Below are 14,926 nucleotides of genomic sequence, written 5' to 3'. Positions count from 1 at the left end.
GAGCAAGCCCGCTCCCACAATTTGATCTCGTTGCAAATCAAGCGTGCTGTTTTTCCACCCATTTACCGTAGGCATCGATAAACGCCTGCAGGAACGGCTTGGTCTTTTCCGACACCTTGCCGGCGTCGTCAAACACGTTGCCCGCGCCCCCCAGGTAAGCTTCTGGCTGCTGCATACACCACACATCAAGGAACACCAGCGACTGGCGCAGATGATGGTTGGCGCCAAACCCACCAATCGCACCCGGCGACACACTGATGATCGCGCCCGGCTTGCCACTCCAGGCGCTCTGGCCGTAAGGGCGCGAACCGACGTCGATGGCGTTCTTCAGCGGGGCGGGCACGGAGCGGTTGTATTCCGGGGTCACGAACAACACCGCGTCGGATGAGCTCACTTGTTTGCGGAAAGTACTGTAGGCTGCCGGCGGTGTGGCCCCGTCAATATCTTCGTTGTAGAGCGGCAAATCGCCAATTTCCACAATGTTCAACTTCAGGTTGGCAGGGGCCAGTTCGGCCAGTGCCAGTGCGACCTTGCGGTTGATCGAGTCTTTTCTCAAGCTGCCGACCACGACGGCGACGGTGTAGACCTTGCTCATTGGGGTTTCCCGACGTCTGACTAAAGGAGCTTGTAGTTATAGAGTCTTCGCGGCGTGTTCACCAGAAGGTTTTGATATTCCTGCGGGCGTTTGCCTGGCACTGCGACACGTAGGAAGCATCTGAAAATATCAGCGAATAGTATTTTTATTCCGTAAGTAAACTACCCCGCTCCATGACGGTCTACAGAACCGCAAATCGAGTGTTTATCTCCAGAGGTTCTAAACAGATGGCAGCAGTATTAGTCGGACAGTTTCATGCCAGAGACGCAGAAGGACGCGTGTATTCGGTGCATGAGTTCCAGGAATCCAACCCGGCGCAAGGCGACCTGGCTGGCTCGGCACCTACCACCACCTACAAGCTGGCCATTGGCGACCGTGTAGAGAAACTGGAAGGCGACGAATTCAAATTGATCCAATCGGGCACCATTCTTGTGCGCGAATCGCAAACCACCCTCGCTTCATAAGATCTCGCCCTATCCACCTGCTCAGTCCTGGCCATTGACGGCATTGACTGGGCTGGGGTGATCACGGACGACGGATCTCCGTGACCTCAATGCTCTGCTCTCCCTGCACCTTCTTCAGCGTCACCATCAGCCGCCCCCTCTCGCCGTCAACGGCATACAGCGAACGCTGGTAGCCTGCGGAGTTGTAGCCGGGATGCGCGACCACCTGCCTGACCAACTCCATGCCCAGCACCGAGCCCACCTGCTCCACTACCTGCTCCTGGGAACGGATAAAGGCTTCAAGTGCCAGGTTTTCCGGCGGAGTTTCGCTTTGAGTGTCGAAGAGATAAGCAGCCACACAGCCGACGGTCACCAGGACCAGCAGTTGCTTGACCGTTACCCCGAGGCATATCGAGGGTAAAGGCATATGAGACCAGACCTGTTTTTGTTGTTAATGCCGGTAGCCGGCTGTGGTCGTTGATGATCAGCGCAGCCATTCTATTGAATACCCGGCCCGCTGCACATAGACTCCGGCGATGCGTTTACGTCATATCGAAGTGATTCAGGCCATCTTGCAGACCGGACACCCAGGCTTGGCCGCCGAGTGGTTGCAACTTTCCGTGGGCGAAGTGGAAGCGGCGCTCAAGGACGCCGAGCAGCAGCTTGGCTTCATGCTGTTCGCCAGTGTGCGTGGACGTTTGCAGGCCACCCGGGAAACCCTGGAACTGCAAGCCGAAATCGCCCACGTCTATGAAGCGCTGGAGCCGGTGCAACGTCTGGCCAGCCGTTTGAAACACCATCAGGCCCCCACTCTGCGCGCCCTCTGCACGCCGCCCTTGGCCAGTCAACTGCTACCGCAAAGCATTGCAGCGTTGCGCCGACGCTTTCAGGACACACCGTGTAACCTGTCGAGCCAACCGACCCGAGAAATTGTCAGGAGCCTGCTGCTGCACGAAGCCGATGTGGGTTTGAGCCTGCATGACCCGGAACACCCGCAAATCCACAGCACGGTACTGGCCCAAGGCAAACTGCAGTTGCTCGCCCCCCATGGCTGGCTCAAGCCCAAACAGAAATACATCGCGCTACAGGACCTGGCCGGGCAATCGATGATCGGCCTGGAAGGCCAGGACCCGCTCAGCCGCCTGCTGGATGCCAAGCTGCAGGCCCTGCGCCCGCTGCCGGTGGTACAGACGCGCGTACAGACCTACCAAATGATGCGCAGCATGGTGGAAGCCGGAGAAGGCCTGGCGGTGGTTGACCCCTTCACCGCCTTTGGCGCACGGGAGGCGGGGCTGGATGCGTGCCCCGTGTCGCCGCCGATCATGGTCAGCCTATACGCGCTGACCCTCAAGGACGGCACGTCCTCGCCGGCGCTGAATGCGCTGCTGGAGATCGTGACGCAGAAGGCCGAGGGCCTGCTGGCGGGTTAAGTCTTGTCGACTTCGCTTTTGAACAGCCGATACCAGAATATCGCCACTTCGTGGGTCTGCGGGTCGATGCCGCGATAGCGCAGGTGGTCGACCCCACCCATCACGTAACCGCAACGCTCGTACAAACGGCAGGCGCCGAGGTTGTTGTTCTGGGTTTCCAGCATCATGCCCGGCAGATTCTTTTTGCGACTCCAGAACTGCGCCACATCCAGCAACGCCTTCGCCACCCCGTGACGCCGCGCAGGCAAGGCCACCGCCAGCTCATCGACATGGGCAAAACCGTTCCAGTTGGTGCTGACCACAATATGCCCCACCGGGCGATCATCCAGGTAGGCCATGAAGATCGCGCTGTCGGGCGCATCGCGGAAACTGGCGAACTCTTCGGGGTCGATGCCATAGCACTTGCGGTACGGCAAGATGCGTTCCACGGGCCATTGATCGACCCGCTTGCCCATCTGCGGCTCACCGTAGGCACTGACCTCAAAGCTGAAATCATTGCCCCACACGTAGGCATCAAAGCCTTCGTCGGCGACCCTTACACTGAGCCCCGGATACTTCGGGTTCATTACAGCTTGCATAACCATCCTTAACCCTTGATGCAATCGACGGTGTAACAACGACCACTGCCGTCATCTTCGTGTTGCAACCCATGAACATCGGCGACAAAACCGGGGAAACTGCTATCGAACGTCCGGGCAAACGCCAGGTAATCGATGATCGAGCGCGTCGACTCGGTAAAGCGCTCGCCCGGCATGATCAATGGGATGCCAGGCGGATAAGGCACCAGCATTACCGCTGCGACGCGGCCTTGCAAGGCGTCAATGGAAACCGCCTCCACTTCGCCCCTCACCAATTGGTCATAGGCGTCCGCCGGTTTCATCGCGATTTCCGGCAAGACGGTGTACATGCGCTTGAGGTGTTTGGCCGTGGCATTGCTGCGGTAACAGCCGTGCAGTTGGTTGCACAGGTCGCGCAAACCCAGCCCTTGGTAACGCGCCGGCCCTTGTGCAAACACCGAAGGCAGGCAACTGGCCAGGCTGACATTGGCGTCGTAACTGCGCTTGAATTCCAGCAGCTCGGTGAGCAAGGTACTCCATTTGCCCTTGGTGATGCCCATGGAGAACAACACAAGGAAGGAATACAGCCCGGTTTTTTCCACCACCAGGCCACGCTCCCAGAGGAATTTGCTGACGACCGCTGCGGGAATTCCGCAATCGCTGAGGGCTCCGCCGGCATTGAGGCCGGGCATCACCAGCGTGACTTTGATCGGGTCCAGCAACACATAGTCTTCGGCTACGTCGCCGAAGCCATGCCAATCATCCTCAGGGTGCAACAGCCAATCTGCGGTGACGACGCGGTCGATTCCCGCTACTGATGGCGGCTGCCAGATCGAAAACCACCAATCCTCTTCAGCAATGTGCTGGCGCAGGTTGGCCAGGGCACGGCGGAAACTCAGCGCCTCGTCGAACATTTCCTGCAACAGCGAACGCCCGGCCGGACCTTCCATCATCGCCGACGCCACATCCAGCGAGGCAATGATGCTGTATTGCGGCGAGGTGGAGATGTGCATCATGAAGGCTTCGTTGAAACGGTCACGGTCCAGCTGGCGTGCGCCGCCGTCCTGCACATGGATCATCGAGGCCTGGCTGAAGGCCGCCAGCAGCTTATGGGTCGAGTGGGTGGTGAACACCAGCGGGCTGTCTGGCGTACGCGAAGTACCCATCCCGTAGCGCCCGGAGAAGAACTCATGAAACGCGGCATAGGCGTACCAAGCCTCGTCAAAATGCAACACCTCGACGCTGTTGCCCAGTTGCTGCTTGATCAGCTCGGCGTTGTAGCACAGGCCGTCGTAGGTGGAGTTGGTGACCACGGCCAGTTTCACTTTCGGCGGGCGGCCATGGGTGAGCGGGCTGGCGTCGATCTTGGCGCGGATGGATTCGGGGCTGAATTCGCTCAAGGGAATCGGGCCGATAATCCCGAGTTCGTTGCGTTCGGGGCACAGGTACAGCGGGATGGCGCCGGTCATGATGATCGAGTGCAGCACCGACTTGTGGCAATTGCGGTCCACCAGCACCAGGTCATCACGCCCGACCATGGAATGCCAGACGATCTTGTTCGCGGTGGAGGTGCCGTTGATCACAAAGAAGGTGTGGTCAGCGCCAAAGTTGCGCGCAGCGCGGGCCTCGGCTTCGGCCAACGGGCCGGTGTGGTCCAGCAACGAGCCGAGTTCAGGCACTGATACCGACAGGTCCGAGCGCAGGGTGTTTTCCCCGAAGAACTGATGAAACGCCTGCCCCACCGGGCTCTTGCGGTAGGCCACGCCACCGCCGTGGCCCGGGGTGTGCCAGGAGTAGTTGGAGTCAGCGGTGTGCTGCACCAGCGCCTTGAAGAATGGCGGCAACAGGCCATCCAGGTAAGTGCGCGCCGCACGCGCGACTTGCCGCGCGAGAAACGGCACGGTGTCTTCGAACAGATAGAGAATGCCGCGCAGCTGGTTGAGTTCACTCATGGCGTCAGCCGGTGCGTTTTCCAGGGTGACTTGCTCGCCCAACGCAAAGATCGGCAAATTGGGCGCCCGCAGCCGCGCCAGGCGGATCAGCTCGACCATATTTTGCAGCAGGTGGGTATTTTCACCAGCCCCTTCGGCGGCGATCAGCATGCACGCCAGGCCATGATGGGTAGAAGCCACCAGTCGTCCTTCGGCGTAATCCATTGCGGAAAAAATACTGAAACCCTCTTGTTCCAGCTCTCGGGCGATGCCTCGGACCCGGTCACCGGCAACGGTGTCGGCCTTGATGTCGCGGTGCACGATAAGGACAGGGAACTTCAGGTCTTTGTACATCAGCGCTTGTAGTCCTGAGGGCTATGCACTCAAGGGTAGAAGCTGGAAGCGGATGTGGCGAATGAAGATTTCGAACAGGCAACACACCCCTTGTAGGAGCCGGCTTGCCGGCGATGGCGGCCTCGAAACTATCGCAGGGTTCAAGGGCCCATCGCCGGCAAGCCGGCTCCTACAGGGAGGGTGGGTTATTGCTGGGTCAGTTGGGTCCACAACGCCGGAGCACCCGCCGACTTGGCAATCGCTTCCAGCCGCGCCGCGTGCTCGGCCAGGTCCTGCTCACTGGCGCGAATAATCGGGGTCGGTTTGCGATCCGCCGGCAACCGGCGGATTTCCGAAGGACGGTTGCCCGAGCCTTCCGCCGAACCGCTGCCATCGGAGGCGTTACCGGCCAGAGACAGGCTGGTCTGCCCGCCAGTCATGGTCAGGTAGACGTCGGCAAGAATCTCGGAGTCGAGCAAGGCGCCGTGAAGTTCACGGCCGGAGTTGTCGACGCCATAACGCTTGCACAACGCATCGAGGCTGTTGCGTTGGCCGGGGTGACGCTCACGGGCCATCATCAAGGTGTCGAGGATCGAGCAGTGCTGGGAAATGTCTGCACGATCGGTCTGCCCCATCAGGGCAAATTCGTTGTTGATGAAGCCGACGTCGAACGCCGCGTTATGGATGATCAGCTGCGCACCGTTAATGAATTCGAAGAACTCATCGGCAACTTCAGCGAAACGCGGCTTGCCCTTGAGGAATTCGTCGGTGATGCCGTGGACGCCAATCGCACCCTCGTCACTGTCGCGGTCCGGTTGCAGGTAGACGTGGAAGTGACGCCCGGTGAGGCGGCGACCCATCAATTCGACACAGCCGATTTCAATGATCCGGTGGCCGTCGGTCACCGGCATGCCGGTGGTTTCGGTATCGAGTACAACAGATCGGATGGCCATCAGGGTTCAGCTCTCAACGGTGTAGTGTGATTCAAGGGTCGCGATATTAACACGTGAGTCGGCATCAGCTCTGCTTGTAGCCGCGCACTTCGTCCACGCCACGGTTGGCCAACTGGTCGGCGCGCTCGTTGCCTGGGTGGCCGATGTGACCGCGCACCCACTTCCAGGTGATGTCATGGCGATTGCATTGCTCATCGAGCAGTTGCCACAGGTCGGCATTCTTCACCGGTTCCTTGGCCGCCGTCTTCCAGCCGCGCTTCTTCCAATTGACCATCCACTCGTTGATGCCCTTCATCACGTATTGCGAGTCGGTCACCAGCAGCACGTTGCAGCGGCGCTTGAGTTCTTCGAGGCCGCGAATGGCGCCCATCAGCTCCATGCGGTTGTTGGTGGTATTGGGTTCGCCGCCCCACAACTCTTTCTCCACGCCTTTGCACACCAGCAACGCGCCCCAGCCACCAGGGCCGGGGTTGCCCTTGCAGGCGCCATCGGTGAAGAGTTCTACGCTATCGGTCATCGGTTGCTCGGTATTCATTCAAAAAGAGGGTCATGCGTCGCTTTGCTTGCGGTTGACCTTGGCCATCGGCATCGGCACCAACTTGCCCATCGGCTCGCGGCGCACCTGTTGCACTGGCCGCAACCCGACCACGATCTTGCGCGCCACCAGCAGATAGAAGCCGCCACCCGACAATTGCCAGGCACCTGCGCGGCGCTCCCAGCCGGCCAGACGGGCTTGCCACTTGGTCGACGCAAGCGGCGGACGATAGCACCCGAAGCGACGTTTCTCCAGCGCGAAGCCCAGCAGGTTCAGCCAGTCCCCCACCCGTTGCGGCGAGATGCAACGCGCCTGGCGCAAGGCGTCGTGGGCGAACACATGGCGCAAGCCCCAACTGCTCCAGGGGTTGATCCCGACAATCAGCAAATGGCCACCCGGACGGACGCTGCTCGCCGCTTCGCGCAGCAAGCCGTGGGGCGACAGGCAGAAATCCAGGCCATGCTGCAACACCACGACATCGGCGGCGTGCTCGCTCAACGGCCAGGCCTGTTCCTCGCAGACAATCTCCACCCCCGGCAACGGAGCACCCAGGCGCACATTACGCTGCACCTGGGGCGCACACGGCGGCGTTTCGGCCGAAGGACCGTAATGCACCAGGTAGCCGCCAAAGAACCGGCCCAACTCGTCGTCGAGCATGCGCCGTTCTTCGTCCAGCAGAAATTGCCCGATCGGACCGGACAGCCATTCACGGGCTGCGCTGATCAGGGCCAGCCACTCAGGATCGGCCTGGGCGAACGCTTTATCAGTCATTGCATTCTCCAACTCGCCTAGACGTTCTAAGATGCACCAATGTGTTCAGCTTGGCGAATCGAAGAATGATACAGATCAGTGCCCTGCCCGCCTTCACCGATAACTACATCTGGTTGTTACAAGACCCGAGCACCCAGCGCTGCGCCGTGGTCGACCCCGGCGATGCCGCGCCGGTGCTGGCCTGGCTCAAGCTAAACCCTGAGTGGGTCCTGAGCGACATCCTGATCACTCACCACCACCACGACCATGTCGGCGGCGTCGAACAACTCAAACGGGTGACTGACGCCAAGGTCTTCGGCCCGGCCAACGAAAAGATCCCGGCGCGGGACGTAGCCTTGAACGATAACGACCGTATCACGGTGCTCGGCTGGGACTTCGACATTTATACCGTGCCTGGCCACACCCTGGGCCATATCGCCTTTTATCATCAGGGCGTGCTGTTCTGTGGCGACACCCTGTTCGCCGCCGGCTGCGGGCGCCTGTTCGAAGGCACGCCGGAACAGATGCACACCTCACTTGAGCGCTTGGCCGCACTCCCCGCCGACACCTTGGTGTACTGCACCCACGAATACACACAAAGCAACCTCAAGTTTGCCCAGGCCGTCGAACCGGATAACGCCGATATCGCCGAACGGGTGGAAAACGTCCGCCAATTGCGCGAACGTGGCGAGATCACGCTGCCTTCCAACCTGGCCCTGGAAAAGCGCACCAACCCCTTTCTGCGCACCTCTGAAACATCCGTTAAACAAAAAGCGGACGAACGGAATGGCCGCGACAACCGCTCTGGGGCCGAGGTGTTTGCTAGCTTGAGGGCTTGGAAAGATAAGTTCTAACGGGATGCAATCTGATACGTAATTTCTGAATGGTTGACCGGAACCAAACGGGTTTCTAGAATCGCCCGACATTTTTGCCCGGAACTTACTTCCAGCCAATGTCGTCATCTATTCGTAAATCCAACCATTCAGACGCATTGACCCGCCTGGCTCAAGCTGTGGCGGTGGCTGTGTCCGCTACGCTGGCGGGCTGCCAATCAAGCAATTTCACCGCACAATCCACCGTGCAACCCAAGCCAAACCTCAGCGCCAAGATCAAACAGAAACCCGTCATCTGGCTTTCGGAAAAGCCGGCTCCCGAAGTGCCCCAGGATGTTTGGGAACGTATGCGACGGGGCTTTCAATTGCAGGATGGTGTAGGCGTCAACCCACGTATCGAGCAACAGCGACTGTGGTTCGCCAGCAACCCTTCCTTCCTTGAGAACGCCGGCGAACGCGGCAGCCTCTACATTCATTACATCGTCGAACGCCTTGAAGAACGCAACATGCCCCTGGAGCTGGCGCTGCTGCCAGTGATTGAAAGCGCCTACAACCCAATGGCCTATTCGCGCAGCGATGCAGTCGGCTTGTGGCAGTTCATCCCCTCCACCGGGCGCTACTTCAACCTGCGCCAGACCCGCGCCTATGATGGCCGTCGCGACATCACCGCCTCCACCACCGCCGCCCTTGACTACCTGACCCGTTTGCACGACATGTTCAACGGTGACTGGCTGCTGGCCCTTGCCGCCTACAACGCAGGCGAAGGCACGGTGAGCCGGGCGATCGAGCGCAACGAGAAGCTCGGCCTGCCGACCGACTACTGGAACCTGCCCCTGCCCCAGGAAACCAAGGACTACGTGCCCAAGTTCCTGGCGCTGTCCCAAGTGGTGCTGGCGCCCGAGGCCTATGGCGTCAACCTGAACCCGATTGCCAACACGCCGTATTTCGAAGTGGTTGAAGTCAAGCAAAGCATGGACCTGTCACGGGTTGCCGCGCTGGCCGAGATCGACGAAGACGAACTGTTCCAGCTCAACCCCGCGCTGAAGCAGCGCACCACCCTGGATGGCCCGCAGCATCTGCTGGTGCCGAGCTCCAAGGCGCAACTGCTCACCAGCACCCTTTCGACGATGAAGCCTGAAGAATTGCTGGCGATGCGTCCGAAAAAGCAGGTGTTCGACGAAGTCGAGACCGCTCGGGTTGCCGGGCGTACCCGCAGCTACAAGGTGCGCAGTGGCGACAACCTGACGCTGATCGCCAAGGCCAACAAAGTCGATGTGCATGACCTGCAGCGCTGGAACAAGCTCAACGGCCAGGCCCTCAAGGTCGGCCAGACCCTGGTGATGCAGGACACGCGCAAAATCGTGGCCAGCAGCAAGAAGCCGGTGCAGTACAAGGTCAAGAAGGGTGATTCGCTGTACATCGTCGCCAAGCGCTTCAACGTTGAGATGCAACATCTCAAGCGTTGGAACCCGCGCACTGGCCAGGCGCTGAAGCCGGGGCAGATGCTGGTAGTTTCCGGGCCACGCTGACTAACAAACAAAGCTTGTTTGTGTGAGCGGGCTTTGTGGTGAGCGGGCTTGCCCCGCGCTGGGCTGCGCAGCAGCCCTAAAACCATGCAATGCGTTTTGTCTGGAACAATGCGTATAGCCAACGGGGCTGCTGCGCAACCCAGCGCGGGGCAAGCCCGCTCACCACAGCAAGCCCGCTCACCACGCAAGCCAGCGCCACATGGAATCTCCGTCAGCCGACCGGCTTTTTCCAACCGGAACAAGCTGTTACTGTACCGATCATAAAGCGCAAGCCGCCTGGATCGGATCCCTGACTTGAAGCGTCCCCTCCTTCTACTAATAAGTCTGGCCTTGAGCTTTGGTGCGAACGCGGCGATTACCGAGAGTCACGGTTATACGCAGTTCGGCAGCCTCAAGTACCCGGCCAAATTCACCCACTTCGATTGGGTAAACCCTGCAGCGCCGAAAGGCGGGACATTGCGGGTCATGGCCTTTGGCACCTTCGATACGCTCAACCCCTATACCTTCAAGGGCTCCAGCCCGGTTTCCACACCTAATTTCCTGCAATACGGCGTCAACGAGTTGAACGAGCCGTTGATGGTGGGAACCGGCCTGTACGCACCCTCCGGCGATGAGCCCACCTCCAGTTATGGGCTGATCGCCCAGTCGGTGGAGTACAGCGAGGACCGCAGTTGGGTGGTGTTCAACCTGCACCCGGAAGCGCGCTTCCACGATGGCAAGCCGATCACCGCCTACGACGTGGCGTTTTCCTATCGCACCCTGCTGACCGAAGGCCACCCGCAGTACCGCACCAACCTGCAGGAAGTGGCGCGGGTGGATATCCTCAACCGGCACCGCATCCGCTTTGTGTTCAAGCGCGCCGGCAATCCGTTGCTGATCCTGCGCCTGGGCGAATTGCCGGTATTGCCCCAGCACTATTGGAAAAACCGCGATTTCAAGGCCACCACCTTCGAACCGCCTTTGGGCAGCGGGCCGTACCGCATCAGCAAGGTCACGCCTGGCCGGCAACTGGTGTTCGAGCGGGTCAAGGACTATTGGGGCAAGGACCTGCCGGTCAACCAGGGCTTCTATAACTACGACAAGGTCGAAGTGGAGTTCTATCGTGACAGCGACGTGGCCTTCGAAGCCTTCAAGGCCGGCGAATTCGATATCTATATCGAGCATCAGGCGAAAAACTGGGCAAATGGCTACAACTTCCCGGCGGTGAACCGGGGAGACGTGATCAAGGCGCAGATTGCCCACCAGATCCCGACCCAAAGCCAGGGCTTGTTCATGAACAGCCGGCGGCCGACCTTCAGCCAAACCAAAGTGCGCGAAGCCCTGGGGCTGATGTTCGACTTCGAATGGACCAACCGCACCCTGTTCAGCAGCGCCTACAAACGCACCTTGAGCTATTACCCCAACAGCGAATTCTCTGCCACCGGCGTACCCACCGGCCATGAATGGCTGATGCTCTCGCCCTACCGCGAGCAATTGCCGGCCAACCTGTTTACCCAACCGTTCAGCCTGCCCCAGACCGACGGGCGCGGTATCCCCCGCGAAACCATGCGCCGCGCCCTGGCCTTGCTCGGGGACGCCGGCTGGAAACTCTCCGGCCAACGCCTGCTCAACAAGGACGGCCAACCGCTACGCTTCGAGATCCTGCTGGTCAACCCGAACCTGGAGCGCATCCTGCAGCCCTATGTCGAGAACCTGATCAGCGTCGGTATCGACGCGCGCCTGCGCACCGTCGACCGCGCCCAGTACAAGCAGCGCCTGGATCAATTCGACTTTGACATGATCCTGATCACCCTCAACCAGACCTTGAGCCCGGGCCTTGAGCAGTGGCAGTACTTCCACTCCAGCCAGGCCGCGATCAAGGGCAGCAAGAACTATGCAGGCATTGCCAACCCGATTGTCGATCACCTGCTGGAACAACTGCTGGCCGCCAAGACCCGCGAGGAGCAACTGGCCGCCGGCCGTGCCCTGGACCGGGTGCTGCTGTGGCAGCACTACAGTATTCCCAACTGGTACCTCAACTATCATCGCTTGGCGTACCGCAACCGGTTCGCCTTTGTCACCACGCCGCCCTATAGCCTGGGCCTGAGCGCGTGGTGGCTGAAAGCTTCGGAGAAAGCCCAATGATGTATTTGCGTACTGCACTGCTCGGCGGCCTGCTGCTGTGCACCGCGGCCCAAGCCGCCCCGCAACATGCGTTGACGCTCTACAACGAACCACCGAAATACCCCGCCGACTTCAAGCACTTCGACTACGTCAACCCGGATGCGCCCAAGGGCGGCACCTTCCGCGAGTCGGCCATGGGCGGCTTCGACAGCCTCAACCCCTACATCAGCAAAGGCGTGCCGGCCGATAACCTCGGTTTGATCTACGACACCCTGGCCATGCAAAGCCTGGACGAGCCCATCACCGAATACGGCCTGGTCGCCGGCAAGATCGAAAAAGCCCCGGACAACAGTTGGGTGCGCTTCTACCTGCGCCCGGAAGCCCGCTTCCATGACGGCCACCCGATCCGTGCCGAAGACGTGGTGTTCACCTTCCAGGAACTGATCAAGGAAGGCTCGCCGATCTACCGCACCTACTACGCCGACGTCGACGAAGTGATCGCCGAAGACCCGCTGAAGGTGCTGTTCAAGTTCAAGCGCACCAACAACCGCGAATTACCGCTGATCCTCGGACAACTGCCGGTATTGCCCAAGCATTGGTGGGCGACCCGTGAGTTTGCCAAGGGCAACCTCGAAGTCCCGCTGGGCAGCGGGCCGTACAAGGTCGCCGAGGTCAAGGCCGGGCGTATGATCCGCTACGAGCGGGTCAAGGATTACTGGGCGAAGGACCTGCCGGTCGCCAAGGGTTTCTATAACTTCGATAACCGCATCACCGACTACTACCGCGACAGCACTGTCTCGCTGGAAGCCCTCAAGGCCGGGCAGTTCGACTACTGGCTGGAATTCAGCGCCAAGAACTGGGCCAACGCCTACAACATCCCGGCGGTGGCCCAGGGTCGCCTGATCAAGGAAGAAATCCCCAACGGCAACCCCACCGGCATGCAGGGCTTCGTGTTCAACATGCGCAAGCCGATGTTCCAGGACGTACGTGTGCGCAAGGCCATCAGCCTGTTGCTGGATTTCGAGTGGAGCAACAAGCAGCTGTTCAACGGCGCCTATACCCGCACCCGCAGCTACTTTGAAAACTCGGAGATGGCCGCCACCGGCCTGCCTGGCCCGGATGAACTGGCGATCCTCGAACCGCTGCGCGACAAAATCCCGCCCGAGGTCTTCACCCAGGCCTTCGAACCGTCCAAGACCGACGGCAGCGGCATGATCCGCACCCAGCAGCGCGAGGCCTACCAACTGCTGCAAGAAGCCGGCTGGCGCATCGTCGATGACAAGATGGTCGACACCACCGGCAAACCGGTGAAGATCGAGTTCCTGCTGGCGCAGACCGAGTTCGAGCGCATCCTGCTGCCGTTCAAGCGCAACCTGGCCGACCTGGGCATCGACCTGGTGATCCGTCGGGTCGACGTCTCACAATTCATCAATCGTATTCGCTCGCGGGATTTCGACATGCTGGTGGGCAGCTTTCCGCAGTCCACTTCGCCGGGTAATGAGCAGCGCGAGTTCTGGAAGTCCTCCAGCGCCGACAAACCCGGCAGCCGCAACTACATGGGTCTCAAGGACCCGGCCATCGACCAACTGGTGGAAGAGCTGATCGACGCCGACTCGCGCAAAAGCCTGGTGGCGCATGCCAAAGCCCTGGACCGCGTGTTGCAGTTCGGCTACTACGTGATCCCGAACTGGCACATCAAGACGTTCCGCGTGGCGTATTGGGATCACTTGGGCCACCCCAAAGTCCCGCCGCGCTACGACGTCGGCACCGCCACCTGGTGGACCAAGCCTGACGTAAAACCCGCCGTCACCTCAGACCCAGACACCAGCGCCGATCCGGCGAGCGGAGGCGATTAAATGCTGGCCTATATCTTTCGCCGCCTATTGCTGATCATCCCCACGTTGTTCGGGATCCTACTGATCAACTTCGTCATCATCCAGGCCGCTCCCGGTGGTCCGGTGGAGCAAATGATCGCCAAGCTTGAAGGCTTCGAGGGCGCCACCAGCCGCATTGCCGGTGGCGGTTCCGAAGTGTCGGTGGCCGGCTCCAGCAGCTACCGCGGCGCCCAGGGCCTGGACCCGGCGCTGATCAAGGAAATCGAGAAGATGTACGGCTTCGACAAATCGGCGCCGGAACGCTTGTGGATCATGGTCAAGAACTACGCCCAGCTGGACTTTGGCGACAGCTTCTTCCGTGACGCCAAGGTCATCGACTTGATCAAGGAGAAGATGCCGGTGTCCATTTCCCTCGGGTTATGGAGCACGCTGATCATGTACCTGGTGTCGATCCCCCTGGGGATCGCCAAAGCCACGCGGCACGGCAGCCATTTTGATGTGTGGACCAGTTCGGCGATCATCGTCGGCTATGCGATCCCGGCGTTCCTGTTTGCAATCCTGCTGATCGTGGTGTTTGCCGGTGGCAGTTACCTGGACTGGTTCCCCTTGCGCGGGCTCACGTCGAACAACTTCGACGAACTGAGCTGGGGCGGCAAGATCCTCGATTACTTCTGGCACCTGGCGCTGCCCATCACGGCCCTGGTGATCGGCAACTTTGCCACCATGACCCTGCTGACCAAGAACAGCTTTCTCGACGAGATCAACAAGCAGTACGTGGTCACCGCCAAAGCCAAGGGCCTGACCAACCACCGCGTGCTGTACGGCCATGTGTTCCGCAACGCGATGTTGCTGGTGATCGCCGGTTTCCCTTCGGCGTTCATCGGGATCTTCTTCACCGGTTCCTTGTTGGTGGAGGTGATCTTCTCCCTCGACGGCCTGGGCCTGATGAGTTTTGAAGCGGCGATCAACCGCGACTACCCGGTGGTGTTTGGCACGCTGTTTATCTTCACCCTGCTGGGGCTGATCGTGAAACTGATCGGCGACCTCACCTACACCCTGGTCGATCCGCGCATCGACTTTGCCAGCCGGGAGCATTGAG

14 protein-coding genes are annotated in these 14,926 nt (G+C 60.2%); 7 read left to right on the top strand and 7 right to left on the bottom strand.

Annotated elements, in window-relative coordinates; all coding sequences use genetic code 11:
- Positions 1 to 37: 37 nt before the first annotated feature.
- Positions 38 to 595: an NADPH-dependent FMN reductase gene (locus RB216_RS12195; RefSeq protein ID WP_122685308.1), complete on the bottom strand. Its 558-nt coding sequence runs from the start codon at positions 593 to 595 to the stop codon at positions 38 to 40.
- A gap of 227 nt (positions 596 to 822) precedes the next feature.
- On the opposite strand from RB216_RS12195, the gene RB216_RS12190 reads away from it, so the two are divergent.
- Positions 823 to 1,059 (top strand): hypothetical protein, encoded by a 237-nt coding sequence (locus RB216_RS12190; protein WP_016979714.1) that lies wholly within the window; start codon positions 823 to 825, stop codon positions 1,057 to 1,059.
- A 61-nt stretch (positions 1,060 to 1,120) separates the two neighbouring features.
- Here the strand turns inward: RB216_RS12190 and RB216_RS12185 are convergent, their stop codons facing one another.
- Positions 1,121 to 1,465 carry a hypothetical protein gene (locus tag RB216_RS12185; protein ID WP_028616397.1) on the bottom strand — a complete coding sequence of 115 codons (345 nt, stop codon included), beginning with the start codon at positions 1,463 to 1,465 and terminating at the stop codon, positions 1,121 to 1,123.
- 109 nt (positions 1,466 to 1,574) lie between these two features.
- On the opposite strand from RB216_RS12185, the gene RB216_RS12180 reads away from it, so the two are divergent.
- Positions 1,575 to 2,468: a LysR substrate-binding domain-containing protein gene (locus RB216_RS12180; protein ID WP_236320442.1), complete on the top strand. Its 894-nt coding sequence runs from the start codon at positions 1,575 to 1,577 to the stop codon at positions 2,466 to 2,468.
- On the opposite strand, the gene RB216_RS12175 is transcribed toward RB216_RS12180, so the two are convergent.
- From RB216_RS12175 to RB216_RS12155, 5 genes are all read right to left on the bottom strand, one after another.
- Positions 2,465 to 3,046, bottom strand: coding sequence for a GNAT family N-acetyltransferase (locus RB216_RS12175; protein ID WP_073860002.1), 582 nt, complete (start codon positions 3,044 to 3,046; stop codon positions 2,465 to 2,467). The two genes, RB216_RS12180 and RB216_RS12175, sit on opposite strands and share 4 nt — an antisense overlap.
- Positions 3,047 to 3,054: 8 nt before the next feature.
- Positions 3,055 to 5,310 (bottom strand): Orn/Lys/Arg family decarboxylase, encoded by a 2,256-nt coding sequence (gene ldcA / locus RB216_RS12170; RefSeq protein WP_028616400.1) that lies wholly within the window; start codon positions 5,308 to 5,310, stop codon positions 3,055 to 3,057.
- A gap of 185 nt (positions 5,311 to 5,495) precedes the next feature.
- On the bottom strand, positions 5,496 to 6,236 hold the full coding sequence (gene dnaQ, locus RB216_RS12165; protein ID WP_162834923.1) for a DNA polymerase III subunit epsilon: 741 nt from the start codon (positions 6,234 to 6,236) through the stop codon (positions 5,496 to 5,498).
- A 70-nt stretch (positions 6,237 to 6,306) separates the two neighbouring features.
- The gene (gene rnhA / locus RB216_RS12160; protein ID WP_010210917.1) at positions 6,307 to 6,759 is read right to left on the bottom strand and encodes a ribonuclease HI; all 453 of its coding nucleotides are present in this window, start codon (positions 6,757 to 6,759) and stop codon (positions 6,307 to 6,309) included.
- 30 nt (positions 6,760 to 6,789) lie between these two features.
- Positions 6,790 to 7,548: a methyltransferase domain-containing protein gene (locus RB216_RS12155; protein ID WP_028616402.1), complete on the bottom strand. Its 759-nt coding sequence runs from the start codon at positions 7,546 to 7,548 to the stop codon at positions 6,790 to 6,792.
- Positions 7,549 to 7,613: 65 nt separating this feature from the next.
- On the opposite strand from RB216_RS12155, the gene gloB reads away from it, so the two are divergent.
- The 5 genes from gloB (at position 7,614) to RB216_RS12130 (ending at position 14,925) form a co-directional block, all read left to right on the top strand.
- A complete protein-coding gene (gloB, locus tag RB216_RS12150) occupies positions 7,614 to 8,381 on the top strand; it encodes a hydroxyacylglutathione hydrolase (RefSeq protein ID WP_068938047.1) in 768 nt (255 codons plus the stop codon).
- A 98-nt stretch (positions 8,382 to 8,479) separates the two neighbouring features.
- Positions 8,480 to 9,889 carry a transglycosylase SLT domain-containing protein gene (locus tag RB216_RS12145; RefSeq protein ID WP_308908745.1) on the top strand — a complete coding sequence of 470 codons (1,410 nt, stop codon included), beginning with the start codon at positions 8,480 to 8,482 and terminating at the stop codon, positions 9,887 to 9,889.
- A gap of 294 nt (positions 9,890 to 10,183) precedes the next feature.
- Entirely contained in the window at positions 10,184 to 12,013 is a 1,830-nt protein-coding gene (locus RB216_RS12140; RefSeq protein ID WP_308908744.1) for an extracellular solute-binding protein, read from the top strand.
- On the top strand, positions 12,010 to 13,848 hold the full coding sequence (locus tag RB216_RS12135; protein WP_308908743.1) for an extracellular solute-binding protein: 1,839 nt from the start codon (positions 12,010 to 12,012) through the stop codon (positions 13,846 to 13,848). Before RB216_RS12140 ends, RB216_RS12135 begins: the two co-directional genes overlap by 4 nt.
- Positions 13,849 to 14,925 (top strand): microcin C ABC transporter permease YejB, encoded by a 1,077-nt coding sequence (locus RB216_RS12130; RefSeq protein ID WP_016979726.1) that lies wholly within the window; start codon positions 13,849 to 13,851, stop codon positions 14,923 to 14,925.
- Position 14,926 lies beyond the last annotated feature (1 nt).

The sequence above is a fragment of the Pseudomonas canadensis genome (assembly GCF_030980095.1).
Classification (GTDB): Bacteria; Pseudomonadota; Gammaproteobacteria; order Pseudomonadales; family Pseudomonadaceae; genus Aquipseudomonas; species Aquipseudomonas canadensis.
Note: the sequence above shows the minus strand (reverse complement) of the source record. Positions and strands in the feature narration are given on the sequence as shown.

Coding starts and splice junctions, on each gene's coding strand:
- RB216_RS12175 (WP_073860002.1), bottom strand. CDS start 3,046: ATGCAAGCTGTAATGAACCCGAAGTATCCGGGGCTCAGTGTAAGGGTC.
- RB216_RS12185 (WP_028616397.1), bottom strand. CDS start 1,465: ATGCCTTTACCCTCGATATGCCTCGGGGTAACGGTCAAGCAACTGCTG.
- ldcA (WP_028616400.1), bottom strand. CDS start 5,310: ATGTACAAAGACCTGAAGTTCCCTGTCCTTATCGTGCACCGCGACATC.
- RB216_RS12190 (WP_016979714.1), top strand. CDS start 823: ATGGCAGCAGTATTAGTCGGACAGTTTCATGCCAGAGACGCAGAAGGA.
- RB216_RS12145 (WP_308908745.1), top strand. CDS start 8,480: ATGTCGTCATCTATTCGTAAATCCAACCATTCAGACGCATTGACCCGC.
- RB216_RS12195 (WP_122685308.1), bottom strand. CDS start 595: ATGAGCAAGGTCTACACCGTCGCCGTCGTGGTCGGCAGCTTGAGAAAA.
- rnhA (WP_010210917.1), bottom strand. CDS start 6,759: ATGACCGATAGCGTAGAACTCTTCACCGATGGCGCCTGCAAGGGCAAC.
- RB216_RS12130 (WP_016979726.1), top strand. CDS start 13,849: ATGCTGGCCTATATCTTTCGCCGCCTATTGCTGATCATCCCCACGTTG.
- RB216_RS12135 (WP_308908743.1), top strand. CDS start 12,010: ATGATGTATTTGCGTACTGCACTGCTCGGCGGCCTGCTGCTGTGCACC.
- gloB (WP_068938047.1), top strand. CDS start 7,614: ATGATACAGATCAGTGCCCTGCCCGCCTTCACCGATAACTACATCTGG.
- RB216_RS12180 (WP_236320442.1), top strand. CDS start 1,575: ATGCGTTTACGTCATATCGAAGTGATTCAGGCCATCTTGCAGACCGGA.
- RB216_RS12155 (WP_028616402.1), bottom strand. CDS start 7,548: ATGACTGATAAAGCGTTCGCCCAGGCCGATCCTGAGTGGCTGGCCCTG.